Source organism: Pseudomonas sp. JUb52, from assembly GCF_004341115.1.
Classification (GTDB): domain Bacteria; phylum Pseudomonadota; class Gammaproteobacteria; order Pseudomonadales; family Pseudomonadaceae; genus Chryseomonas; species Chryseomonas oryzihabitans.
The window spans coordinates 137,621-159,218 of record NZ_SLYS01000006.1; the positions used below are offsets into that span (position 1 = coordinate 137,621).

Below are 21,598 nucleotides of genomic sequence, written 5' to 3' on the forward strand. Positions count from 1 at the left end.
CCAGGATAGCCAGAGATGCAACGTTTCATCGTCGCCGACGACCATCCGCTGTTTCGTGAAGGCCTGGTGCGCATCCTGCGCCAGCTGCAGCCGCAGGCGCAGGTGGAGCAGGCCGACAGTCTGCAACAGGTCCTGGAACTGGCGCGCCAGGGCGAGCCGCCCAGTGGGCTGCTGCTGGACCTGCTCTATCCCGGCCAGGACCTGAGCTTTTCGCTGCGCGCCCTGCGCCAGGAATTCAAGCGCAGCACCCTGATCGTGGTCTCGATGCTGGAAGACGCCACGGTGATCGAGCATATCCTGGCGGCGGGCGTGGATGGCTTCATCGGCAAGGCGCTGCCGCCAGCGGCCATGGCCGAGGCGATCGCCGACTGCCTCGCCGGGCAACCGGTGGTGCGCTATGCCATACCGAATCTGGCTCCGGCCAGTCTGGCGCCCGACCACCGGCTGCAGGCGCTGACGCCGCGCCAGCTGGAGGTGCTCGGCCTGATCACCCAGGGCCTGAGCAACAAGGAGATCGCCCGGATCCTGGCCATCTCGCCCTTTACCGTGCGCATCCATGTTTCCGCGCTGCTGCGTACCCTGGGCGTCGGCACCCGCGCGGCGGCGGCCGCCTTTGGCGCCAAGGCCGGCCTCGGCGCCCAGCGCTCGCTCAGCTAGCCGCGACGCGAAAGGCCAGCAGCAGGGCGCGCAATTCCGCTGGTCGCACCGGCTTGGCCAGCACCGGGATCTCGGCGTCGCCCAGCGCCTTCTGGACCTGGGGGATGTCGTGTCCGGTCACCACGATGGCCGGGATGCGCCGCCCCTGCAGCCGGTTGAGATAGGCGATGCAGTCGGCGCCCGAGGCGCTGCGATCCAGATCGAAATCGGTGATCACCAGGTCGCAGCTCACGGCGCCGACGGGGATGCTGGTGGCGGTGGTGACCTCGCAACCCCAGCTGCGCAGCAGGGTCGCGGTGGCCAGCAGCACGTTGGCGTCGTCCTCGATGAGCAGCACCCGCCAGCCGGCGAGCAGGTGCTGGGGGCCGCTCACCGGCCGTGGCCGCGCCTCCAGCGGCAGGGTGGCCAGCGGCAGGCCCTGGAGCCCGACCGCGGTACCACGGCCGGGGCGCGAGCTGAGGGTCAGCTGCAGATCGAGCAGGGTGGCGATGCGCTGCACGATGGACAGCCCCAGGCCGACGCCCTCGATGTCGCGATCGCGCGTCTCCCGCACCCGGTAGAACTCCTCGCACAGGTGCGGCAGGTGCTCGGCGGCGATGCCCGGTCCCTGGTCGTAGACCACCAGGGCGAGCTGGCCCTGGCGCCGGCGCACCGCCAGCAGCAGAGGTTTGCCTGGGGCGTACTTGAGGGCGTTGGACAGCAGATTCTGCAGCGAGGTGAGCAGCAGCGCCGGGTCGCTGTAGACCTGCAGCCCGCAGGCGCGCCAGCGGATCTCCACCCCGGCCCAGCGCGCTGCCTCGGCGTTCTGCCGCACCAGGTCCTCGAACAGGGTATCCAGATCGACCACCGTGCGCCGCGGACTGACCTGCTGCTGATCGAGGGTGTAGATGTCCAGCAGCGAGCGGAACAGCTGCTCGACACCGAGCAGGGAGCGGTCGATGTTGTCGACCAGCCGGCCCTGATCGGCACTCAGCTGGCCGTCGCGCAGGCACGCGGTGAACAGGCCGATGGAGTGGATCGGCTGGCGCAGGTCATGGCTGGCCTGGGCCAGGAAGCGCGCCTTGGCCAGGTTGGCCGCCTGGGTCTCGCGCAGCGAATCCTGGATGCGGGTCAGCAGGAAATGCACGTAGCCGGGCACCAGCAGCGCGGTCACCAGCATCATCAGGGCCACCGTGGGATAGCGCTGCAGGAAGGGCATCCCGGCGATGATGGCGGCGAGGGCGGTCAGCGACAGTCCGGTGGCCAGCAGCAGGTAGCCACGCCCATAGCGCAGGCCATTGCCCACCGTGACCCAGAGCAGCACGCCGAACAGCGGCAGCAGGGCCTCGCCGCTGGTGATGGAGGAAAAGGTGATGGCGCTGAAGTCCAGGCTCATGGCCAGCAGCCGTCGCCAGGGCTTCACGCCCGGCCGCCGCCGGACCTCGACGAACAGGCCGACGGCCGCCACGGCGAACAGGGCGTAGCAGAGCAGGTTGGCCAGCAGGATGGCCGTATCGAACAGCCCCCAGGCCCAGGCGCCGATGATGTAGGCCGAGGCTGGCAGGATGAAGGCCAGCCGGACCTTGGCCTGGCCCAGTTCGGGATCGCGGGCGCCGACCCCCAGGGTCTGGGTCGCGGTGCTCATGACGCCAGATAGCCCAGTTGCCAGGCCCGCGGGATCAGGCGAAAGATCACCGCCAGGGTCGCGGCCAGGGCCGCGCTGGCGTACCAGGCCGCCAGCCCCAGTCCCGCTTCCAGCGCGGCGCCCAGCACCCCGCCGAGCAGCATGCCCAGCCAGGGCACCAGCTGGATGCGCCAGCCGCACCGGCGTTCGCCCAGCAGCCAGTGGCCCAGACCGCGCCCGAAGCGCGACAGGGCCCCGGTCACGTAGGTGAGGCCAATGGGCAGGCCATAGACCTGTTCCACCACCGCATTGACCATGCCCATGGCGAACACCCCGGTCAGCAGCGCCAGCGGGCCCAGGGGCAGACTGGCCGCCAGCGCCAGCAGCAGGGCCAGCAGGCCGAGCAGCAGGCAGGCGCGCTGGCGGGTCAGCCGCTGCAGCAGCACGCCGCCGGCATTGCCCAGTACGAAGGTGCCGATGGCCAGCGCCAGGTGCCCCGCCGCGGCCCAGCGGCCTGCCGCCACATCGGCAGCTAGACGGGTGGTATTGCCGCTCATGAAGGAGACGAAATCGCCGGTGGCGAGAAAGCCGATGGCATCGGTCATGCCGGCCAGCAGCGACAGGCCGGCGACCAGCGCCAGACCGACCGCACCGTGACGCGGCGCGACCGGCAGAGCGGCGGGCGGAAGGGGGGAGGAGGTATGCATGGCAGCCATCCTGGCTGAGCGAGAAAAGACGGCCATCAGTGTGCGACGTGACGCGCTCCGACGCCATGGGCGACGCTCCGGAAGGCGCCCTGGGCTAGACTGATGGACCCGCCTGGCCGGAGGCCTCGTGACCACGCCCCTGTTCGCCCTGGTACTGCTCGCCGCGCTGCTGCACGCCGGCTGGAACGCCCTGCTCAAGATCGGCCTCGATCGCTTTCTCACCGCCAGCCTGATCCAGATCGGCGCCGGGGTCGCCGCCCTGCTGGCCTTGCCCTTCGTGGCCCTGCCCGCGGCCGCGGCCTGGCCCTGGATCGCCCTCTCCGCCCTGCTGCACATCGGCTACAACGTCTTTCTCGCCCGCGCCTATCGCTATGGCGATCTGGGCCAAGTCTATCCGCTCTCCCGCGGCAGCGCCCCGCTGCTGGTCAGCGGGGTGGCCTTTCTCGCCCTCGGTGAGGTGCTCTCGCCCGCGGCCCTGCTCGGCCTGGGTCTGCTGGTGACCGGTCTCGCCCTGATGGCGCTGCTCGGGGCCCGGCGCGGCACGCCGCCCAGCCTGGCGTTGCTGGTTTGCGCCTTTACCACCGGCAGCTTCATCGCCGCCTACACCCTGGCCGATGCCCTCGGCGCGCGCGCCAGCGGTGATGCCGTGGCCTATGCCCTCTGGCTGTTCGCGGTGAACGGCGTGGTGGCCGCGCTGGTGCTGCGCCTGAGCCGTGGCGGCAGGGCCTTCGCCGGACTCGGTCCGCACTGGCGCGCCGGGCTGGTGGGCGGGGTCATGTCGATGCTGGCCTACAGCCTGGTGATCGTCGCCACCACCCAGGCGCCCATCGGCCTGGTCTCGGCGCTGCGCGAGACCAGCGTGCTGTTCGCCCTGCTGATCGGGGTCTTCTGGCTGCACGAGAGTCTGCCGCTGGGGCGCGTCTGCGCCGGCCTGGCCATCGTCGCCGGGGTGGTGGCGATCAAGCTGGCCTGAGCGGGGCGCCCGGGGAGCGGCTAAGCTGTGCCTTCTTTCGACCTGGAGGGACCCATGGGCAAATCGCTGCGACTCTCGGAAAAGTGGTTCAATCGCGGCCTCTGGCTGCTGGCGCTGGTGTTCGCCGGCTTTCTCATCGGCCTGGGCGGCACCCTGGTCGGCGATCTGCCCCAGGTGGAGCGCCAGCAGGGTCTGGAAGACTTCATGGATCCGGCGGCCACCGCCACGGCGCGGGCGGACCAGCGCCAGGCGAACCAGGCCCGGCGCGCGGCCCAGGACGCCCTCGACCAGGCCCAGCTGCAGCAGGCCGCGGCGGCGCGCAGCTACACGGCCAATCGCGAGACCTTCGACAACTGGCTGGCGACCCGCCAGACCACCCAGCGCCCCGAGCAGGACGCCGAGCTGATCGCCCGCAGCCGTGCTCTGGACGCGCTCAAGGCCGGCGAGCGCGCCGCCGAGCAGGAGGTCGAACGCCAGGAACAGGCGCTGCTGGATGCCGAGCAGCACGCGGCCGCCGCCGCGCGCAGCCTGGCCGAGCTGAGCGACGCGGCCCAGCAGGCCTGGCTCGACGCCCGCCAGCAGGCCGAACTGCGGGTCTTCCTCTATCGCCTGGCGCTGACGCTTCCCCTGCTGGCGGTCGCCGCCTGGCTGTTCGTCCGCCAGCGCAAGAGCACCTGGTGGCCCTTCGTCTGGGGCTTCATCTTCTTCGCGCTGTTCGCCTTCTTCGTCGAGCTGGTGCCCTATCTGCCCAGCTATGGCGGCTATGTGCGCTATCTGGTGGGCATCCTGCTGACGGTCCTAGGTGGGCGCTACGCCATCCGCGCCCTGCAGGACTATCGCGCCCGCCTGGCGCTCAAGGAAGCCCAGCCGGACACCGTCAGACGCGAAGAGCTGCACTACGACACCGCCCTGGCGCGGCTGGCCAAGGGCGTCTGCCCGGGCTGCGAGCGGCCGGTGGACCTCAAGGACCCGGGGATCGACTTCTGCCCCCATTGCGGCATCGGCCTGCACGACCACTGCGGCGCCTGCCAGACGCGCAAGAGCGCCTTCGCGCATTTCTGCCACGCCTGCGGGACGGCGGCGCGTGGGGCCGGGACTATCCCTGCTGCGCCAACCACTGCGCCCGGGTGAGCGCCCAGCACTCCGCCGGTAGCCGTCCGCTCACGCTGTCCATCTCCAGGCAGGCGACAGGCTGCATGCCTTCGCGCTGCGACAGCCGGCGGGAGCCTTCATTGGCAATCACCTTGGTCACCCTCAAACTCGGCCGTCCAAGTGCCTGGAACCAGTAGCGATTGAGCTCGACGCAGGCTTCGCTCATGAGACCCTGGCGCCAGTATCCGGGATCGAGCCAGAAACCTCGCTGGTTGTCTGGCTCCTCCTGCAGACTGGCCAGGCCGATCAGCTCGTCAGGTTGTGCCTGCAGCCGCAGCGTCCAACACCAATGGGTACCGGCAGCCATGCCGGGCAGAACCAGATCACGGACGAAACTCAGGGCACCGTCCGCAGGATAGGGCCAGGGCACCCTGGCCGAGAGGTAGCGCACGATCTCCCACTGCGGAAAGATTCGCTGGATCGCCCCGGCATCCTCCAGTTGAAGGGGTCGCAGCAACAGCCGAGGCGTATGTAGCGTGGGCAAGGACATGGGTCGACTCCAGACGGCTACCTGACTGGAGCCTAACCCAACTCTCAGGGCTTGTTCGAACTGGTATTGACGCCCTTTTCGGTGTGCTCGCCCTCATGCTTGTGCAGCTGGCCGGTGGGGTCCTGCAACTGGATGACCTTGCCCTGCTGCCAGGCGTTGGCGCCGGGGGCGACGGCGGGAGTGGGCAGGTCGGCACGGGCGGCCCTGGTCTCGCTGGAAGAGATGCCCAGACGACGGTCACGCTCGGCGAGCAGCTTGGGATCGAGCTGGCCGTCGGCGGTGAAGCCCATCATCAGCTGGGGGACGCCCAGGGGCAGCTCCATGTCCTGATCGGTATGCCAGGTGTGCCAGGTCTTGCCGTAGGTGTGCACCAGCTTGTCCATCAGCCGGTGCTCGGCCACCTGGGGTACGCCGGGCGCGACCAGCTGGCCCGACTTTACCTCGTGCACATGGCTGTGCCAGAGCGCCTTCTCGGCCTCGGGCAGGGTCTTGAACAGCCGTTCGCTGATGATGTACTCGACGCCCATCAGCTTGGCATCGGCGACGTTGCCGTCGTAGATCACGCACTGGAACATCTCTTCGCCCAAGACGCTGCAATAGTGATGGGCCTCCATCTGGCTGTGGGGATGGCCGTTGTAGAAGTGGAAGCCGTCCAGGTAGGTATTGAGGGCGGCGATGGGCGGCTTGCGCTGCAAGACATCGGCCCCGGCTTCGAGTACCCGGGTATCGGTCTGGGCGGGGGCACCCGGTACCGGGACCGGCGATTGGGTGTCGTTGGCGGCCTGGGCCAGCGGGGCGCAGGCGAGCAGCAGCAAGGTGGGGAGTCGGCGGAGGGTCATGGCGGATTCTCGACGGGAGCTTGCCGAGTTCGAAGGCCGGACAGACGCCTAGGTTCCACCGCTGCGCTAGGCTCGTCATACGAATGTCATGCAACGGCCATAAATTCGTCATCGTCCGTGCCTGGCCTTTCGGTATAAGCGAAACGCCACAGCCACACCTTTGCACCCCAGGCCTCATCTCTCTGTCGGGACGACTCAATGAACGCACACAGCTCTCCATCCGGTCATGCCCTGCGCCGCGTGGTCTTCAACAAGAAGGGCGGTGTCGGCAAGTCCAGCATCGCCTGCAACCTGGCGGCCATCAGCGCCCACGAGGGCTATCGCACCCTGCTGGTGGACCTCGATCCCCAGGCCAACTCCAGCCAGTACCTCACCGGCGAGGTGGGCGACGACCTGCCCCACGGCATCGCCGATTTCTTCAAGCAGACCCTGAGCGGCGGCAAGAAGGCCCAGGCCAACATCCACGCCACCGCCTGGCCGAATCTGGATCTGATCGCCGCCTCGGGCGAGCTGACCGAGCTGCAGTTCAAGCTCGAATCCAAGTACAAGATCCAGAAGCTCGCCAAGTACCTCGACAAGCTCGGCGAGGACTATGACCGCATCTACCTGGATACCCCGCCGGCGCTGAATTTCTATAGCATCTCGGCGCTGATCGCCGCCGATCGCTGCCTGATCCCCTTCGACTGCGATGTCTTCGCCCAGCAGGCGCTCTACGACCTGATCGAGGAGCTGGAGGAGATCCGCGAGGACTACAACGAAAAGCTCGCCGTCGAGGGCATCGTCATCAACCAGTACCACGCCCAGGCCAGCACCCCGCGGCAGCTGATCGAGGAACTCCAGGCGCGTGACCTGCCGGTGCTGGCGGCGCCGCTGATGTCTTCGGTGAAGATGCGCGAATCCCACCAGCAGCATCGCCCGCTGATCCACCTGGACCCGGGCCACAAGCTGACCCGGCAGTACCTGGAACTGTTCGCCCTGCTGGAAGGCTGAAGGCGCCACAGCGCAAGAACGTTCAAGACGGCGGCGACGCGGCGCGGCACCCTGGGCATCCCCTGCCCTCCGGAGCTCTGCCGATGACCGCTTCCCGCCGCCGCGCCTTCCTCCAGGGCGCCTGGCAGATCATGCCGCTGTCGCTGGCCTGCGCGCCCTGGGGCATCCTGGTCGGCGCCCTGGCCATCGAGACCGGACTCAGCGTGCTGGAAGGCCAAGCCTTTTCCCTGCTGGTATTCGCCGGGGCGGCGCAGCTGGTGGCCCTGGGCATGCTCAAGGCCGGCGCGGGCCTCGCCGCCATCCTGCTGACCACCCTGCTGCTGACCTCCCAGCACCTGCTCTATGGCCTGCACCTGAGACGCGTCCTGGCGCCCCAGCCACTGCCCTGGCGGCTGGGCTTCGGCTTCCTGCTCACCGACGAATTCTTCGCCCTGAACCATGCCGAGCAACCAGCCAGCTTCGACCGCTGGCGCGCCCTGGGCATGGGCCTGAGTTTCTATCTGCTGTGGAATCTCTTCACCCTGGCCGGGCTGCTGCTGGGGCGGGTGCTGCCCAACCTGGGCGCCCTGGGCCTGGACTTCTCCATCGCCGCCACCTTCATCGCCCTGGTGGTGCCCCTGGTGCGCGACCTGGCCACCGTGGCCTGCGTGCTCACCGCGCTGCTGGTGTCGGTGTGGCTGCATCACCTGCACTGGCAGGGCGCCCTGGTGCTGGGCGGCCTGGCGGGGATGAGCGTGGGCTTTCTGGTCCGCCGCCTGCGGGAGCGCCTGCCATGATCCTCGCCACCGTGCTCGGCATGGCCGCCCTGGTCTTCTGCAATCGCTATCTCTTTCTCGAACCGCGCCTGCCGCTGCGCCTGGGCCGCAACCTGCGCAACTTCCTGGAATTCGCCGTGCCCGGGATGCTCACCGCCATCTGCGGCCCCATCCTGTTCTCCGGCGAAACGTCGCTGGCCGCCACCCTGGTCGATCCCTACCCGCTGGCGGCCCTGACCGCGGTGGTGCTGATGCTCTGGACGCGGCGGGTGCTGACCACGGTGATCCTCAGCATGGGCGTGTTCTACCTGCTACGCTGGCTCCTCTAGCCCGAAGGTGGAACCCGTCGGGGCCACGAGAGAGCCATGAACGGACAACAAGAAAACGCCCGCCTCTGGCCGGCCCGCGGGTTGGGCGGCGTCGAGCTGCTGCACGCCCGCTATCGTCGCCAGCGCTTTGCGCCCCATGTGCACGAAGGCTATGTGTTCACCGTGATCGAGCGCGGCGCCCAGCGCTTTCGCCATCGCGGTGCCGAGCACCTGGCCGCGACCGGCAGCATGGTGCTGATCAACCCGGACGAGTTGCACACCGGGGCGACGGCGGTCGAGGAAGGCTGGCAGTACCGCGGCTTCTATCCGACGCTGGGGCAGCTGGCGCCGGTGTTCGCCGAGCTGGGACGCCCGCTGGACGCCACCCCGGCCTTCGCCACCAGCGTGCTGCACGACCCTCAGGTGAGCGCGGCCTTCAGCCATCTGCATCGGCTGGCCGATGGCGGCGCCGAGGCCCTGGAGCAGCAGACCGCCTGGCGCGAGGCGCTGCTCCTGCTGTTCGGTCGCCATGCCCGCCTGGGTGCCCTGGCGGAACCGGGCTACGAGCCTCTGGCGGTGCAGCGCGCCCGCGAACTGCTCGGCCAGCGGTTGCAGCAACCACCCAGTCTCGAAGAATTGGCCCGGGCAGTGGGGCTGTCGCCCTTTCATTTCCTGCGGGTGTTCCGCCGCGCGACGGGCCTGCCGCCCCACGCCTGGCTCAAGCAGCAGCGCCTGACCCGCGCCCAGGGCCTCCTGCGCGCCGGCTGGGCGCCCCTGGAGGTAGCCCTGCAACTGGGCTTCGCCGACCAGAGCCATCTCACTCGCCAGTTCAAGCAGGCCTACGGCGTGGCGCCAGGCGCCTATCGCCGCGCCTGGCAGGGCTAGCCGGGGCCCGACGAACGGTCCTGGCCGCAAAAGCGGCCTGCCAGAGCCCGGCAAGCGGCAACGGCGCCTGACTCACCGCAAGCCTCGGAGAAACTTTTTCCGGTCGCCCCTGGCCTAGTCAGGAAGAGCGCTGGAGCTGCCGGCCGCTCTCCCCTGCCCCTTTGGAGTTACCGGTATGACCCTCGAAGAACGCATCCGCCAGCGCGCCTATGAAATCTGGGAGCGCGAAGGGCGTCCCCATGGCCAGGATTTCGAGCACTGGTTTCAGGCCAATCGCGAACTGGAAGACCAGCCCGACGACAACCTGACCCAGGTCGGCGGCATCCAGAGCAGCGTCGCCCCGCCGGCACCCAAGCCGCGCAGCCGCTCGCGCAAGAAGGCCACCGCGGGCGACGCCTGAGGCCAGGCCCGCTTATTTGCGGATCATGTCGGCCGCTCGCTGGGTGGCCTCCGAGGTGCGGGTGGCCAGCTTGCGCACCTCGTGCGCCACCACGGCGAAACCCCGGCCCGCTTCACCGGCACGCGCCGCCTCGATGGCCGCGTTGAGCACCAGCAGGTTGGTCTGGGCGGCGATGCCCTGGATGGAACCGACGATCTCGGTCACCTTCTGCAGATTCTCTTCCATGGTGCGGTGCTGGTCTTCCTGGCTGCCGCGCAGGGACTCCTGCTCGTGCAGGGCATGGACGTCGGCCAGCGCGCCCACCACCCGCAACGGCGTGCCATCGGCGGTGCGCTTGGTCTGGCCCCGAGCGCGAAACCAGCGTACCTCGTTGTTCTTCAGCACCAGGCGATAGGTGATATCGAAGCCGGTGCGGCCACTGCGGTCGTTGATGTGCGAACCAAAGGCTTCCAGCACCCGGTCGCGATCTTCCGGATAGAGGCGCGAGGCCCAGCTGTCCAGCACATCGGGGAATTCCTGGAGGGTCTCGTAGCCGAGCAGGCGACGGAATTGCGGCGACCACCAGAAGGGATTCTTGGGATTGAGCGGATCGCCGGCGATCACCTCCATGTCCCAGAGGCCGTCGTTGAGCATCTCCCGCGCCAGTTCGAAACGGGCCAGGGTGACGTCCAGCTCCTGATCGCGCAGGCGCTGTTCGTGGATGTCCCGCAGGGAGCCGGCCACTCGTAGCGGCACGCCGCGCTCATCGCGCCGGTGGCGCGCATCCAGCGGTATTCGCCGGATTTCAGGGCGATGCGGTACTGGACATCGAAGGGCGTCTGGCCGGTGCGACCCTTCATGTGGGCGGCAAAGGCGTCCAGCACCCAGGCGCTGTCCTCAGGATGCAGGCGCTTGGCCCAGCTGCCCAGCTGGCTGGGGAAATCGCTTTCATCGCGAAAGCCGAGCATGGCGCGGAACTGATCCGACCACCAGAAGGCGTTGCGCGGATTGACCGGATCGCCGGCCACCACTTCCATGTCCCAGAGGCCTTCACTGGAACCCTGGCTGACCAGCTCGAAGCGAGTCCCCAGGCGTTTGGCCAGCGCCTCGCTTTCGGCCACCCGGGCGGTCAGCGCGGCATTGTCCTGATTCAGCACCTGAACCTGCTGCTGCAGCTCGGCCTGCTGCACCAGCAGAGCCTGCAGAGCATTGGCAGGCGGGTCACGGTGGGATTGCCCTGGAAGCCACTCAGCTCGGCAAGGGGGGTGGTGTTCTCGGCAGCCGCAGCCAGAACGCTCAGCGCGCGCATGGTGGAGTAATGCTTGAGCAAGGCCATGATCGACTCCTCGAGGGGAGCAGCCGCGGCAGGAGCTGCACGCGATCCGAGTCTTTGTATCGGCCTTACCGCTTCGCTCTTTAACCCGTCCTAGAGCCTTTTCGCGATCTAGCGCCCTCACTCGATCAGCGCCAGTCGTCCAGCAGCCAGACCTCGGGTTGGTCGTAATGGGCTTCGCCCCGGTGCAGGGTGATGCCCAGGATCTCGCTGCGAAAGCCTTGAGCCAGCAGCCATTGGTAGGCGCCCCGGCGGGCGGTATTGACGCCAGCCAGCAGTCGCTGCTGACCGTGGTCCCTTGCCAGGCCGTCGCAGGCGGCGATCAGCCGGGCGAAGCGCGCCTCCGCGCCCGCGCCGGGCAGCACCGCCCCGCACTTCACATAGCAGACCCCGGTACCCGCCTCGCTGTGGGGCCCGAAGTGGCAGACGGCGAAGCCCTCCGACCGGCCCTCCGCGTCCTGCAGCAGCAGGCTCTCACCGAGCCCCTGTGCGTGCACCGCGGCCATCTCGGCGGAGACATCCAGCCCTGGGGCATTGGCCTGGCCCAGCTCGGCGCAGGCCACCAGCAGCCGGTCGGGCTCGGCCGCCAGGGAAAATCGCAACGCCGGCGGCGCCGTCTGCGTCTGCAGCGGTCGCGCCATCACCGCGGTCAGGGTCTGCGGCCAGAAGCCGAAGCCCTGGTAGAGCCCCAGGTGACGCGGACTGTCGGGAAAGGTGAAGAGTCCGGTATGCACCAGCTGCCAGGCATCGAGTTGCTCGATCGCGGCGCCCATCAGCGCCTTGGCCACCTTGGCGTCCCAGTAGTCCGGATGCACCGCCAGCGGACCGAGGATGCCGTGGCGCCCCCAGCGGGTGACGCAGATGGCGCCAACCAGCCGCGCGCCGTCGAGGGCCTTGAACCAGGCGGTGTGGGGCGCGGCGAAGCGACTGCGCACATAGTCGCGGTCGTTCCAGAATTCGCCCGGCTCGGCGGCGCCCATCCAGGTGGCGAAGGCCAGGCGCACCACCTCGGTGGTGGCCGGCAGGTCGGCGGCGGTCAGGGGTACGACACTGAAGGCGGGGGTAGACATGGGGCGGCTCCTTGGCTGTAGGCCTTGGACCCGCCCGGCAAGGGCTTTGCGCCCGGGCGGCAATCGCCGCTTACAGCAGCAGCACCGCGGCCCAGCCGAACAGCAGCATCGGCAGGCTGAAGTGCAGGAAGGACGGCACCACGGTGTCCCAGATATGGCTGTGCTGGCCGTCCACGTTGAGGCCCGAGGTGGGGCCCAGGGTGGAATCCGAGGCCGGCGAACCCGAGTCGCCGAGGGCGCCGGCGGTGCCGATCAGGCAGACGATGGCCAGCGGCGAAAAGCCCAGGTGCAGGCACAGCGGGCCGAGGATGGCGGCGAGGATGGGCACGCTGGAAAAGGACGAACCGATGCCCAGGGTCACCAGCATGCCCAGCAGCAGGAGCAGCAGCGCGCCCAGGGCGCGGTTGTCGCCGATCAGGCCGGCGGCGGTGGCGGCCAGGTCCTTGATCTGGCCGGTAGCGGTAAGCACCTCGGCGAAGCCGCCGGCGGTGAGCATGATGAAGCCGATCACCGCCATCATCTTCGCGCCCTCGCTGAACAGGTCGTCGGCCTCGCGCCAGCGCACCACGCCGGTGGCGGTAAAGACCACGAAGCCGACCAGGGCGCCGAGGATCATGGAGTCCAGCCAGAGCTGCACGCCAAAGGCGGCGATCACCGCGATCAGCGCCACCAGCAGGGTACGGCCGTTGTAGGGGCGGTCGGCCCGCTCGGTGCGCGCCACCAGGCTCAGGTCGTACCGCCGCGGCCGGCGATAGCTGATGAAGACCGCCAGCAGCAGGCCGACCACCATGCCCAGGGCCGGCAGCAGCATGGCGCGACTGGGGTCCACGCCGCTGACGTCCACCCCGGCACGGGCCACGCTGGCGAGCAGGATGTCGTGCAGATAGAGACTGCCGAAGCCTACCGGCAGGAACATGTAGGGAGCGATCAGGCCGAAGGTCATGACGCAGGACAGCCGGCGGCGATCCAGCTCCAGGCGCGTCAGCACATAGAGCAGCGGCGGCACCAGCAGCGGGATGAAGGCGATGTGGATGGGCAGGATGTTCTGCGAGGCGATGGACACCGCCAGCAGCAGACCGAGCAGCGCCCAGCGCAGCGAGCGTCCACCCTGGGCCGCCTGGCGCTCCATCAGCGCCAGGGCGCGATCGGCCAGCATGTGCGCCAGCCCCGACTGGCTGATGGCCACGGCAAAGGCGCCCAGCAGCGCATAGGAGAGCGCCACCTTGGCGCCATTGCCCAGGCCGGCATTGAAGGCCAGCAGGGTGCCCTCCAGCCCGAGGCCGCCCACCAGGCCACCGGCCACGGCGCCGGCAATCATCGCCACCACCACGTGCACCCGCGCCAGACTAAGGACCAGCATCAGTCCTACCGCCACCACCACCGCATTCATCGCCGACTCCGCACCACCAAAGGGGCGCGCACTCTGCCGCAGCCCGGCGCGGGCGTCAAAGGCCAGGGATGGATGGCGCAGTGCCAGGTTTATCCACAGGCGTCGACATGATGGCCGCGTGGAAAAGCGACGGCGGTGGATCATGCGCGGTTACCCACGCCTGACTGCTGTCGACCTATTCGCCGGTGCGGGTCGGTCTCGAGATGAATTCGCGATGATGGAACGGCTCTGGACTGAACCTTCTAGAGCGGTAAGGCGTCTGACTGGACGCTTTCACGGTCACCACAAGGACGAGCTGCCCATGCAAAACGCCATAGATATGCTGATTACTGCCTTCAGTCCGCACTCCTGCCTGGCCGTTCCCCGCCGCGCCGACCGCACCCTGCTGTTCACCGTCACTGACACAGTCCGTGCGGTCACGGTCACCAAGGCCATTCCCCTGTGCAACCTTGAATGCCAGACCACCCTGGCCACCGTAATCAAGGATCTGCAACGCGACCTTGATCGCGCCGTCGGCACCCTCAGTCCAGAAAGCCTCGCCGACCTGCGCCAGCGCGGCCCACGGGTGCAGCGGTTCGAGAGTTGAGCGGCGCTGGCTGGGCATTGAGCGTTGGCTGAGTCCCCCTCACCCCAGCCCTCTCCCAGGGGGAGAGGGCTGGAGTGAGGGGGCGATACGGAGTGAGGTGGGGGCTTTGTCGTAGAGTGGATGACGGTGCAGCCTCATCCACCCCTGGTCATCCTGCTCAGCGCCGGCTGGTGCGGGTGCTGACGTCGACCCAGACGGCCAGGACCAGGATGCCGCCCTTGACGATCATCTGCCAGTAGCTGTCCACGTCGAGCATGGACATTCCGTTGTCCAAGCTGGCGATCACCAGGGCGCCGAGCAGGGCGCCGTAGACGGTACCCGAGCCGCCGCGCATGGAGGTGCCGCCGATGAAGCAGGCGGCGATGGCGTCCAGTTCGCCCATGGTACCGGCCGAGGGCGAACCGGCGGCCAGGCGGGCGGTGTTGACCAGACCGGCCAGGGCGCACATCACGCCCATGAGGCCGAAGATGCCGAGCTTGATCGCCTGGACGTTGATGCCCGACAGCCGCGTGGCTTCCAGGTTGCTGCCCACCGCATAGATGCGCCGGCCGAACACGGTCTGGCTGGTGATGTAGCTGAACACCCCGAGCAGCACCAGCAGGATCAGCACCGGTACCGGGATGCCGTCGTAGCGGTTGAGGGTCTGGATGAAAGCCGCCAGCACCACGCCGATCACCACCACCCGCAACACGTCGCGCCACAGCGGCGCCAGGGTCAGGCCGAGGGTCTTGCGCTTGCTGCGCTGGCGCCAGGTGAGCACCACGGCCACGGCGAACAGCAGCACGCCCAGGGCGCTGCCCACGGCCGGCGGCAGGTAGCCCTGGCCGAGGTAGACCAGTTCCGGCGACACCGGGGCGACGGTGACTCCGCCGGTAAGACCGAGCAGCACGCCGCGAAAGGCCAGCATGCCGCCGAGGCCGACGATAAAGGACGGTATCCCTCGATAGGCGCTCAGATAGCCGTTGATCAGGCCGATCAGCAGGCCACCGGCGGCCACCGCCAGCAAGGTGATCGGCAGCGGCACGTGGTAGGTGACGTCGAGTATCGCCGCCACCCCGCCGAGCAGGCCGAGTTGCGAACCCACCGAGAGGTCGATCTCGCCGGCGATGATCACCAGCACCATGCCGCAGGCGAGGATGCCGGTGATGGACATCTGCCGCAGCAGGTTGGAGAGGTTGCGCGGGGTGACGAAGCCGCCTTCGGTCTGCCAGCTGAAGAACAGCCAGATCAGGGCCACGGCGATCAGCAGGGCGAGCATCTTGTAACGGGTGAACAGCTGTTTCACGGCGTGCATCAGAAGTGCTCCCGGGCTTGGGCGACCGCCCGTTCGGTGGTGCCCAGGGCCGCGGCCAGTACCCGCTCCTGGGTCAGATTCTCATTGGGGAAATCGCCGCGCAGCCGGCCTTCGCCGAGCACCAGCACCCGGTCGGAGACGCCGAGCACCTCGGCCAGCTCCGAGGAGACCATGACGATGGCCACGCCCTCCGCCGCGAGCAGGCCGATCAGCCGGTAGATCTCGAACTTGGCGCCGACGTCGACGCCGCGGGTGGGCTCGTCGAGGATCAGCACCTTGGGCCGCGCCAGCAGCATCTTGGAGAGCACCGCCTTCTGCTGGTTGCCGCCGGAGAGGCCGGTGATGGGCAGGAAGGGGCTGCTGGTCTTGAGTTGCAGCCGGGCGATCTCGGTGTCGATGCAGGACAGCTCCGCCTCGCTGTCGATGCGACTCAGGTGGGCGAATCGGTCCAGCACCGTGAGGGTGATGTTCGAGCCCACGCCCAGGTCGGGAATGATGCCCTGGCGCTTGCGATCCTCCGGCACCAGGCAGAGGCCGGCGCGAATGGATTTCAGCGGGGTGCGGGTGTCGATGCGCTGGCCATTGAGCCAGACCTCGCCTTCGTAGCGGCCGTCGTAGGCGCCGAAGATGGCCGAGACCAGCTCGGTGCGCCCGGCGCCCACCAGCCCGGCGATGCCGAGGATCTCGCCGGCGCGCACGGCGAAGGAGACGTCGTCGACGCGCTTGCGCTGGGGATTGTCGACGTCAAGGCAGGTGAAGCGGCGCGCCTCGAAGATCACCTCGCCGATCTGGTGGGGGATCTGCGGATAGAGGTTGGTCATGGCGCGGCCGACCATCTGGGTGATGATGCGGTCGATGTCCATCTCGGCCATGGGCGTGGTGGCGATGTGCTTGCCGTCGCGGATCACCGTGATGGTGTCGCAGATGGCCGCCACCTCGTCGAGCTTGTGCGAGATGTAGACGCAGGCCACGCCCTGCGCCTTGAGGTCGCGGATGATGTCCAGCAGCACGGCGATCTCGGAGGTGGTGAGCGCCGAGGTCGGTTCGTCGAGGATCAGCAGCCGGGCGTTCTTGTTCAGCGCCTTGGCGATCTCCACCAGTTGCTGCAGGCCGCCGCCGTACTGCGACACCGGCAGGGCCACGTTCATGTCCGGCACCTTGAGCCGGCGCATCAGCTCGGCCGAGCGCTGCAGCATGGTCGGATAGTCCAGCCGCCCGCCGAAGCGGCGCGGTTCGTGGCCCATGAAGATGTTCTCGGCCACGGACAGATCGGGCACCAGGGTCAGTTCCTGGTGGATGATGACGATGCCGGCCGCCTCGGATTCGGCGATGGACTGGGCTTCCAGGGGTCGCCCGTCCCAGCGGATCTCGCCTTCCCAGGTGCCGTGAGGGTAGACCGCCGAGAGGACCTTCATCAGGGTGGACTTGCCGGCGCCGTTCTCGCCGCACAGCCCTACGCATTCGCCCGGACGCACCTTGAGATCGATGCCGTCCAGCGCCCGCACCCCGCCAAAGCTCTTGGCGATGCCGTGCATTTCCAGCAGATAGTCGGCCATGGCCGCTCCTTGCCCAGGGGCCGCCCGACGCCAGGCGTCAGACGGCCAGCCGGTGGCCAGTGGTTATTTGCCGTCGATCTGGGCCTGGGTGTAGAAGCCGTCCTTGACCAGCAGGTCGACGTTGGCCTTGGTCAGCTCGGTGGGGGTGAGCAGCAGGGTGTCGACCTTCTTGGTGCCGTTGTCGTAGCTGGAGTTGAAGCCCGGCTTCTCGTTGCGCACCAGTTGCACCGACAGCTTGGCCGCTTCGGAGGCGATCAGCTTGAGCGGCTTGTAGACGGTCATGGTCTGGGTCCCGGCGATCACCCGCTTGATGGCGGCGAGGTCGGCGTCCTGACCGGACACGGCGACCTTGCCGGCCAGCTTCTGCGCGGCCAGGGCCTGGATGGCGCCGCCGGCGGTGGCGTCGTTGGAGGCGACGATGCCGTCGATCTTGTTGTCGTTGGCGGTCAGGGCGTTCTCGACGATGGCCAGGGCCTCGGTCGGGTTCCACTCCTTGACCCACTGCTGGCCGACGATCTTGACGTCGCCCTTGTCGATGGCCGGCTGCAGGACCTTCATCTGGCCCTGGCGGAGGATCTTGGCGTTGTTGTCGGTGGGCGCGCCGCCGAGCAGGAAGAAGTTGCCCTTGGGCTGGGCCTTGAGCACGCCACCGGCCTGCATCTCGCCGACCTTCTCGTTATCGAAGGAGATGTAGGCGTCGATGTCGGCGTTGAGGATCAGGCGGTCATAGGAGATCACCTTGACCCCGGCCTTCTTGGCCTCGGCCACCACGTTGTTCAGCACCGTGGCGTTGAAGGGCACGATGACGATGGCGTCCACGCCGCGGGAGATCAGGTTCTCGATCTGCGACAGCTGGCGCTGCTCGTTGGCGTCGGCGGATTGCACATAGACCTTGGCGCCGAGTTGCTCGGCGGCGGCGACGAAGTAGTCGCGGTCACGAGCCCAGCGCTCCAGGCGCAGGTCGTCGATGGAGAAACCGATCTTGGGATGCTGGGCGTCGGCCTGGGCGAAACCGGTGGTGCACAGGGCGAGCAGACCGGCGAGCAGGGTCGTCTTGAAAGTCATGGTGGCGTCCTTGGTTATTGTTGTTGTGGAGCGAGAGAACGGATTTGAGTGTAACGATTCAGCGAGCTTGCACAAGCGGGTCAGCCAGGCTTTTCTACCGACCCGCTCGCGGTCGCTAGCGATACAGGTAACGGTTGACCACGCCTTCGAGCAGCTCCTGGCGACCGCTCACCGGCTGGGGCGCCAGGCCCTGGCTGAAGGTGTGCTCGGCCAGTTGCTCCAGACTCAGCTGGCCCCCGAGGATGCGCTGACCAAGGGACTGGTCCCAGCCGGCATAGCGCTCGGCCTTGAACTTGCCCAGGGGGTCGTCCTGCAGGAGCGCCGCGGCGCGCTCCAGCGACAGCGCCAGGGTATCCATGGCCGCCACGTGGCCGTGGAACAGGTCGACGTCGTCCAGACTCTGGCGGCGCACCTTGGCGTCGAAGTTGAAGCCGCCGCGGGTGAAGCCGCCGCCCTTGAGGATCTCGTAGATCGCCAGGGTCATTTCCTCGACGCTGTTGGGGAACTGGTCGGTGTCCCAGCCGTTCTGCGGATCGCCGCGGTTGGCGTCGATGCTGCCGAAGACGCCGAGGGCCACCGCGCTGGCGATCTCGTGCTGGAAGCTGTGCCCGGCCAGGGTCGCGTGGTTGGCCTCGATGTTGACCTTGATCTCCTTCTCCAGTCCGAATTGCTGCAGGAAGCCGAAGACGGTGGCCACGTCGTAGTCGTACTGGTGCTTGGTCGGCTCCTGGGGCTTGGGCTCGATCAGCAGGTCGCCCTGGAAGCCGATGCGGTGCTTGTGCTCCACCACCATCCGCATGAAGCGGCCAAGTTGCTCGCGCTCGCGCGCAAGGTCGGTGTTGAGCAGGGTCTCGTAGCCTTCGCGGCCGCCCCATAGCACATAGTTCTCGCCGCCCAGGCGGTGGGTGGCGTTCATCGCCGTGCAGACTTGGGTGGCGGCGCAGGCGAAGACTTCCGGATCGGGGTTGCTGGCGGCGCCGGCGGCATAGCGCGGGTGGCTGAAGCAGTTGGCGGTGCCCCATAGGAGCTTGAGGCCGGTGTCGCTCTGGTGGCGTTCCAACTCGTCCACCAGGCGGGCGAAGTTCTCGCGGTACTCGGCGAAACTGGCGCCTTCGGGGGCGACGTCGGTGTCGTGGAAGCAGTAGTAGTCCACACCCAGCTTGCTGAAGAATTCGAAGGCGGCGGCGGCCTTGGCGCGGGCCTGCTCCAGGGGCGAACCCGCTGCCTGCCAGGGCCGCTGGAAGGTGCCCTGACCAAAGACATCGCTACCCGGCCAGACGAAGGTGTGCCAGTAGCAGACCGCCATGCGCAGGTGCTCGCGCATGGGCTTGCCCATGACCAGGCGGTCGGCTTCGTAGTGGCGGAAGGCAAGCGGGGAAGTGCTGTCGGGACCGGCGTAGCGGACCTTTTCGACATTGGGGAAGTAAGCCATGGCGTTGTCCTTGTTCTTATCTGTCGCACCCGATACGGCGTACCGGTTTGCGTCGATGGTAGCGCCGCTGCCCAGGCTGCCTATTGTGAAAATCACCAGAGCCAGGTGCGATTTTGCCGCTTGAGACGCGCAGGCGGCAGTCGTAGTCTGGAGCCCCGCCCGCGCCTCCTGCCGGAAACGTCGCCATGCCCAGCCAGCCGCCCGTCCACCGCGTCGCCCTGCTGTTCAACGGCAGCAAGATCTACGACCGAGGCATCCTCGCCGGCATCGGCAACTACCTGAGCGGCACCCGGGCGCGCTGGGATCTGTTCCTCGAAGAAGACTTCCTCTGCCGGCTCAAGGGCATCGAGCGCTGGCAGGGCGACGGCATCATCGCCGACTTCGACGACCCGGCGGTGAGCGCCGCCCTGGCCCACAGCGCCCTGCCGGTGGTGGCCGTCGGCGGCTCCTACGCGGCCCCTGGCGACTACCCGCCCGGCATCCCCTATGTGGCCACCGACAACGCCGCCCTGGTGCGCCTGGCCTATGACCACCTGATCGAATCCGGCCTGACCCGCTTCGCCTGCTTCAGCCTGCCCGCCGCCGACACCAATCGCTGGGCCGGCGAGCGCGAGGCGGCCTTTGCCGCCCTGCTCCGCCGCGATGGCCTGCCGGTGGAAATCTATCGCGGCCTGGAGACCAGCGCACCGCTGTGGGACACGGCGGTGGAACAGCTGATCGCCTGGCTGGAGGCCCTGCCCAAGCCGGTGGGTATCCTCGCCGTGACCGACGCCCGGGCGCGGCAACTCCTGCAGGCCTGCCTCACCGCCGGCATCCCGGTGCCGGAACAGGTGGCGCTGGTGGGCATCGACAACGATCCCCTGGCGCGCACCCTGACCCGCGTACCCCTGACTTCGGTGATCCAGGGCACCGAGGCCATCGGCCGGGAGGCGGCGCGGCTATTGCACCAGCGACTACACGGCGTCGAACTGGGGGCGCCACGGGTGCTGATCCCGCCGGAGGGCATCAACGTCCAGGCCTCCAGTCGTCACCAGCCGGTGCGCCATCCGCAGGTGATGCGCGCCCTGCACTTCATCCGCCAGTACGCTTGTCAGGGCATCAAGACCGAGCAGGTGGCCAGCTATGTCGGCATCTCCCGCTCGGCGCTGGAGACGTCCTTTCGCCGCGAGCTGGGGCGCAGCGTCCACGACGAGATCCTCGGCTTCAAGCTGGCCGCCGCGGCCGTGGCGCTGCAGGAAGAGGCGCCGAGCCTGGCCGAGGTCGCCCGGCGCTGTGGCTTCACCTCGGCGCAGTACCTGCACGCGGTGTTTCGCCGGGAGTTCGGCTGCACGCCGCGGCAGTACCAGTCGAATCCCAGACCCCTGGCGAGCGCCCATGAAAAAGCCCGTCCGGAGACGGGCTTTCAGGTCGCTACCGCGGCTTATTTGCCGACGGTCTGACCCAGGAACCAGGCACGCTCTTCGGCCTGGTCGATCCACTCTTCCAGCAGGCTGGTGGTGGAGACGTCGTTGGCGTCGTCGGTCAGGGTGTGGGTGGTGCGCATGTAGGCCGCCAGCGACTGGTTATCGTCATGCAGCTCGGTCAGCATCTGATCCGCCGACAGATCGGTGGCATCGCTGCTGGCCAGGCGCTTGAGTTGCACCATCTGCTCCAGGGAGCGCACGGTGGGCTGGCCGATCTTGCGGGCGCGCTCGGCGATCAGGTCGGTGATGCCGTACAGCTGGGTGGCTTGCTCTTCCAGCAGCAGATGGTAGTCGCGGAAATGCGAGCCCTTCATGTGCCAGTGGTAGTTCTTGGTCTTGATGTACAGCGCGAAGACATCGGAGAGCAGCACGGCCAGGGCTTCGCCTACGGCCTGCTGGTTCTGCAGGGTGGAGTCTTCGCCCTGATGGGCCTTCTGCTTGACGCTGGAAACGGTCTTGAGTTCTTGCTTGGCATTGGCAACGGCCATGAGAGATCTCCTGTCAGGACGTAGAGAGAAAAAGGGGTTCGCTTGCATTGGCGCGAACATCAACGTCTGCAGAAATCGACCGCACCGGACGAAAAATCGTTCATCGAATTTGCATATCGCCACCATGGGCATGACGAATGGTTGTCCATGTTGCGACTGCGTTTCATTGCCCGTCCCAGAGGC

22 protein-coding genes and 2 pseudogenes are annotated in these 21,598 nt (G+C 68.0%); 10 read left to right on the forward strand and 14 right to left on the reverse strand.

What is annotated here, in order from left to right:
- The first annotated feature begins 15 nt into the window (after positions 1-15).
- The gene (locus EC839_RS12270) at positions 16-657 is read left to right on the forward strand and encodes a response regulator transcription factor (protein WP_007159814.1); all 642 of its coding nucleotides are present in this window, start codon (positions 16-18) and stop codon (positions 655-657) included.
- Here EC839_RS12270 and EC839_RS12275 read toward each other — a convergent pair.
- Both EC839_RS12275 and EC839_RS12280 read right to left on the reverse strand, forming a co-directional pair.
- On the reverse strand, positions 650-2,281 hold the full coding sequence (locus EC839_RS12275; protein ID WP_007159815.1) for a hybrid sensor histidine kinase/response regulator: 1,632 nt from the start codon (positions 2,279-2,281) through the stop codon (positions 650-652). The genes EC839_RS12270 and EC839_RS12275 overlap by 8 nt on opposite strands.
- Entirely contained in the window at positions 2,278-2,967 is a 690-nt protein-coding gene (locus EC839_RS12280) for a YoaK family protein (RefSeq protein ID WP_007159816.1), read from the reverse strand. The genes EC839_RS12275 and EC839_RS12280 overlap by 4 nt, the downstream gene beginning before the upstream one ends.
- Before the next feature lie 127 nt (positions 2,968-3,094).
- Here EC839_RS12280 and EC839_RS12285 point away from each other — a divergent pair, with 127 nt between their 5' ends.
- The gene (locus EC839_RS12285) at positions 3,095-3,940 is read left to right on the forward strand and encodes an EamA family transporter (protein ID WP_007159817.1); all 846 of its coding nucleotides are present in this window, start codon (positions 3,095-3,097) and stop codon (positions 3,938-3,940) included.
- 54 nt (positions 3,941-3,994) lie between these two features.
- Positions 3,995-5,071, forward strand: a complete 1,077-nt coding sequence (locus tag EC839_RS12290; RefSeq protein WP_007159818.1) for a zinc ribbon domain-containing protein — start codon at positions 3,995-3,997, stop codon at positions 5,069-5,071.
- Here the strand turns inward: EC839_RS12290 and EC839_RS12295 are convergent.
- Both EC839_RS12295 and EC839_RS12300 read right to left on the reverse strand, forming a co-directional pair.
- Positions 5,037-5,582, reverse strand: a complete 546-nt coding sequence (locus tag EC839_RS12295; protein ID WP_007159819.1) for a GNAT family N-acetyltransferase — start codon at positions 5,580-5,582, stop codon at positions 5,037-5,039. The genes EC839_RS12290 and EC839_RS12295 overlap by 35 nt on opposite strands.
- Before the next feature lie 44 nt (positions 5,583-5,626).
- Complete coding sequence (locus EC839_RS12300) at positions 5,627-6,421, reverse strand: OBAP family protein (protein ID WP_007159820.1); 795 nt, start codon at positions 6,419-6,421, stop codon at positions 5,627-5,629.
- Between the two features lie 231 nt (positions 6,422-6,652).
- On the opposite strand from EC839_RS12300, the gene EC839_RS12305 reads away from it, so the two are divergent.
- The 5 genes from EC839_RS12305 (at position 6,653) to EC839_RS12325 (ending at position 9,759) form a co-directional block, all read left to right on the forward strand.
- Positions 6,653-7,411, forward strand: coding sequence for a ParA family protein (locus EC839_RS12305; RefSeq protein ID WP_027597461.1), 759 nt, complete (start codon positions 6,653-6,655; stop codon positions 7,409-7,411).
- Positions 7,412-7,494: 83 nt separating this feature from the next.
- The gene (locus EC839_RS12310) at positions 7,495-8,187 is read left to right on the forward strand and encodes an AzlC family ABC transporter permease (protein ID WP_007159822.1); all 693 of its coding nucleotides are present in this window, start codon (positions 7,495-7,497) and stop codon (positions 8,185-8,187) included.
- Positions 8,184-8,495 carry an AzlD domain-containing protein gene (locus EC839_RS12315; protein WP_007159823.1) on the forward strand — a complete coding sequence of 104 codons (312 nt, stop codon included), beginning with the start codon at positions 8,184-8,186 and terminating at the stop codon, positions 8,493-8,495. Before EC839_RS12310 ends, EC839_RS12315 begins: the two co-directional genes overlap by 4 nt.
- Positions 8,496-8,531: 36 nt before the next feature.
- Positions 8,532-9,359, forward strand: coding sequence for an AraC family transcriptional regulator (locus EC839_RS12320; protein WP_007159824.1), 828 nt, complete (start codon positions 8,532-8,534; stop codon positions 9,357-9,359).
- 175 nt (positions 9,360-9,534) lie between these two features.
- The gene (locus EC839_RS12325; protein ID WP_007159825.1) at positions 9,535-9,759 is read left to right on the forward strand and encodes a DUF2934 domain-containing protein; all 225 of its coding nucleotides are present in this window, start codon (positions 9,535-9,537) and stop codon (positions 9,757-9,759) included.
- Positions 9,760-9,798: 39 nt separating this feature from the next.
- On the opposite strand, the pseudogene EC839_RS24930 reads toward EC839_RS12325, so the two are convergent.
- From EC839_RS24930 to EC839_RS12340, 5 genes and pseudogenes are all read right to left on the reverse strand, one after another.
- Positions 9,799-10,065 (reverse strand): annotated as a pseudogene (locus tag EC839_RS24930) (methyl-accepting chemotaxis protein); the annotation flags it as partial.
- A 48-nt stretch (positions 10,066-10,113) separates the two neighbouring features.
- Positions 10,114-10,392, reverse strand: a pseudogene (locus EC839_RS24935) (PAS domain-containing protein); the annotation flags it as partial.
- Entirely contained in the window at positions 10,359-10,928 is a 570-nt protein-coding gene (locus tag EC839_RS24940; protein ID WP_237709536.1) for a PAS domain-containing protein, read from the reverse strand. The pseudogene EC839_RS24935 and the gene EC839_RS24940, both read right to left, overlap by 34 nt.
- A 271-nt stretch (positions 10,929-11,199) precedes the next feature.
- On the reverse strand, positions 11,200-12,141 hold the full coding sequence (locus EC839_RS12335) for a GNAT family N-acetyltransferase (protein ID WP_007159827.1): 942 nt from the start codon (positions 12,139-12,141) through the stop codon (positions 11,200-11,202).
- A gap of 70 nt (positions 12,142-12,211) precedes the next feature.
- Complete coding sequence (locus EC839_RS12340; RefSeq protein ID WP_007159828.1) at positions 12,212-13,531, reverse strand: Na+/H+ antiporter family protein; 1,320 nt, start codon at positions 13,529-13,531, stop codon at positions 12,212-12,214.
- Positions 13,532-13,832: 301 nt separating this feature from the next.
- On the opposite strand from EC839_RS12340, the gene EC839_RS12345 reads away from it, so the two are divergent.
- Positions 13,833-14,117, forward strand: a complete 285-nt coding sequence (locus EC839_RS12345) for a DUF3509 domain-containing protein (protein WP_007159829.1) — start codon at positions 13,833-13,835, stop codon at positions 14,115-14,117.
- A 157-nt stretch (positions 14,118-14,274) separates the two neighbouring features.
- Here EC839_RS12345 and EC839_RS12350 read toward each other — a convergent pair whose 3' ends face one another.
- The 4 genes from EC839_RS12350 to xylA form a co-directional block, all read right to left on the reverse strand.
- Positions 14,275-15,411, reverse strand: a complete 1,137-nt coding sequence (locus tag EC839_RS12350; protein WP_007159830.1) for a sugar ABC transporter permease — start codon at positions 15,409-15,411, stop codon at positions 14,275-14,277.
- The gene (xylG, locus tag EC839_RS12355) at positions 15,411-16,967 is read right to left on the reverse strand and encodes a D-xylose ABC transporter ATP-binding protein (RefSeq protein WP_007159831.1); all 1,557 of its coding nucleotides are present in this window, start codon (positions 16,965-16,967) and stop codon (positions 15,411-15,413) included. The genes EC839_RS12350 and xylG overlap by 1 nt, the downstream gene beginning before the upstream one ends.
- Positions 16,968-17,030: 63 nt before the next feature.
- Positions 17,031-18,032: a D-xylose ABC transporter substrate-binding protein gene (gene xylF, locus EC839_RS12360; RefSeq protein WP_007159832.1), complete on the reverse strand. Its 1,002-nt coding sequence runs from the start codon at positions 18,030-18,032 to the stop codon at positions 17,031-17,033.
- Positions 18,033-18,147: 115 nt separating this feature from the next.
- Positions 18,148-19,464 (reverse strand): xylose isomerase, encoded by a 1,317-nt coding sequence (xylA, locus tag EC839_RS12365; RefSeq protein WP_007159833.1) that lies wholly within the window; start codon positions 19,462-19,464, stop codon positions 18,148-18,150.
- Between the two features lie 185 nt (positions 19,465-19,649).
- Between xylA and EC839_RS12370 the strand changes: the two genes are divergently transcribed.
- The gene (locus EC839_RS12370) at positions 19,650-20,903 is read left to right on the forward strand and encodes a DNA-binding transcriptional regulator (protein ID WP_007159834.1); all 1,254 of its coding nucleotides are present in this window, start codon (positions 19,650-19,652) and stop codon (positions 20,901-20,903) included.
- Here EC839_RS12370 and EC839_RS12375 read toward each other — a convergent pair.
- A complete protein-coding gene (locus EC839_RS12375; protein ID WP_007159835.1) occupies positions 20,885-21,415 on the reverse strand; it encodes a Dps family protein in 531 nt (176 codons plus the stop codon). The two genes, EC839_RS12370 and EC839_RS12375, sit on opposite strands and share 19 nt — an antisense overlap.
- Between the last annotated feature and the right edge of the window lie 183 nt (positions 21,416-21,598).

Coding starts and splice junctions, on each gene's coding strand:
- EC839_RS12340 (WP_007159828.1), bottom strand. CDS start 13,531: ATGAATGCGGTGGTGGTGGCGGTAGGACTGATGCTGGTCCTTAGTCTG.
- EC839_RS12375 (WP_007159835.1), bottom strand. CDS start 21,415: ATGGCCGTTGCCAATGCCAAGCAAGAACTCAAGACCGTTTCCAGCGTC.
- xylG (WP_007159831.1), bottom strand. CDS start 16,967: ATGGCCGACTATCTGCTGGAAATGCACGGCATCGCCAAGAGCTTTGGC.
- EC839_RS12320 (WP_007159824.1), top strand. CDS start 8,532: ATGAACGGACAACAAGAAAACGCCCGCCTCTGGCCGGCCCGCGGGTTG.
- EC839_RS12290 (WP_007159818.1), top strand. CDS start 3,995: ATGGGCAAATCGCTGCGACTCTCGGAAAAGTGGTTCAATCGCGGCCTC.
- EC839_RS12315 (WP_007159823.1), top strand. CDS start 8,184: ATGATCCTCGCCACCGTGCTCGGCATGGCCGCCCTGGTCTTCTGCAAT.
- EC839_RS12350 (WP_007159830.1), bottom strand. CDS start 15,411: ATGCACGCCGTGAAACAGCTGTTCACCCGTTACAAGATGCTCGCCCTG.
- EC839_RS12295 (WP_007159819.1), bottom strand. CDS start 5,582: ATGTCCTTGCCCACGCTACATACGCCTCGGCTGTTGCTGCGACCCCTT.
- xylF (WP_007159832.1), bottom strand. CDS start 18,032: ATGACTTTCAAGACGACCCTGCTCGCCGGTCTGCTCGCCCTGTGCACC.
- EC839_RS12275 (WP_007159815.1), bottom strand. CDS start 2,281: ATGAGCACCGCGACCCAGACCCTGGGGGTCGGCGCCCGCGATCCCGAA.
- xylA (WP_007159833.1), bottom strand. CDS start 19,464: ATGGCTTACTTCCCCAATGTCGAAAAGGTCCGCTACGCCGGTCCCGAC.
- EC839_RS12345 (WP_007159829.1), top strand. CDS start 13,833: ATGCAAAACGCCATAGATATGCTGATTACTGCCTTCAGTCCGCACTCC.
- EC839_RS12325 (WP_007159825.1), top strand. CDS start 9,535: ATGACCCTCGAAGAACGCATCCGCCAGCGCGCCTATGAAATCTGGGAG.
- EC839_RS12310 (WP_007159822.1), top strand. CDS start 7,495: ATGACCGCTTCCCGCCGCCGCGCCTTCCTCCAGGGCGCCTGGCAGATC.
- EC839_RS12280 (WP_007159816.1), bottom strand. CDS start 2,967: ATGCATACCTCCTCCCCCCTTCCGCCCGCCGCTCTGCCGGTCGCGCCG.
- EC839_RS12370 (WP_007159834.1), top strand. CDS start 19,650: ATGCCCAGCCAGCCGCCCGTCCACCGCGTCGCCCTGCTGTTCAACGGC.
- EC839_RS12335 (WP_007159827.1), bottom strand. CDS start 12,141: ATGTCTACCCCCGCCTTCAGTGTCGTACCCCTGACCGCCGCCGACCTG.
- EC839_RS12270 (WP_007159814.1), top strand. CDS start 16: ATGCAACGTTTCATCGTCGCCGACGACCATCCGCTGTTTCGTGAAGGC.
- EC839_RS12300 (WP_007159820.1), bottom strand. CDS start 6,421: ATGACCCTCCGCCGACTCCCCACCTTGCTGCTGCTCGCCTGCGCCCCG.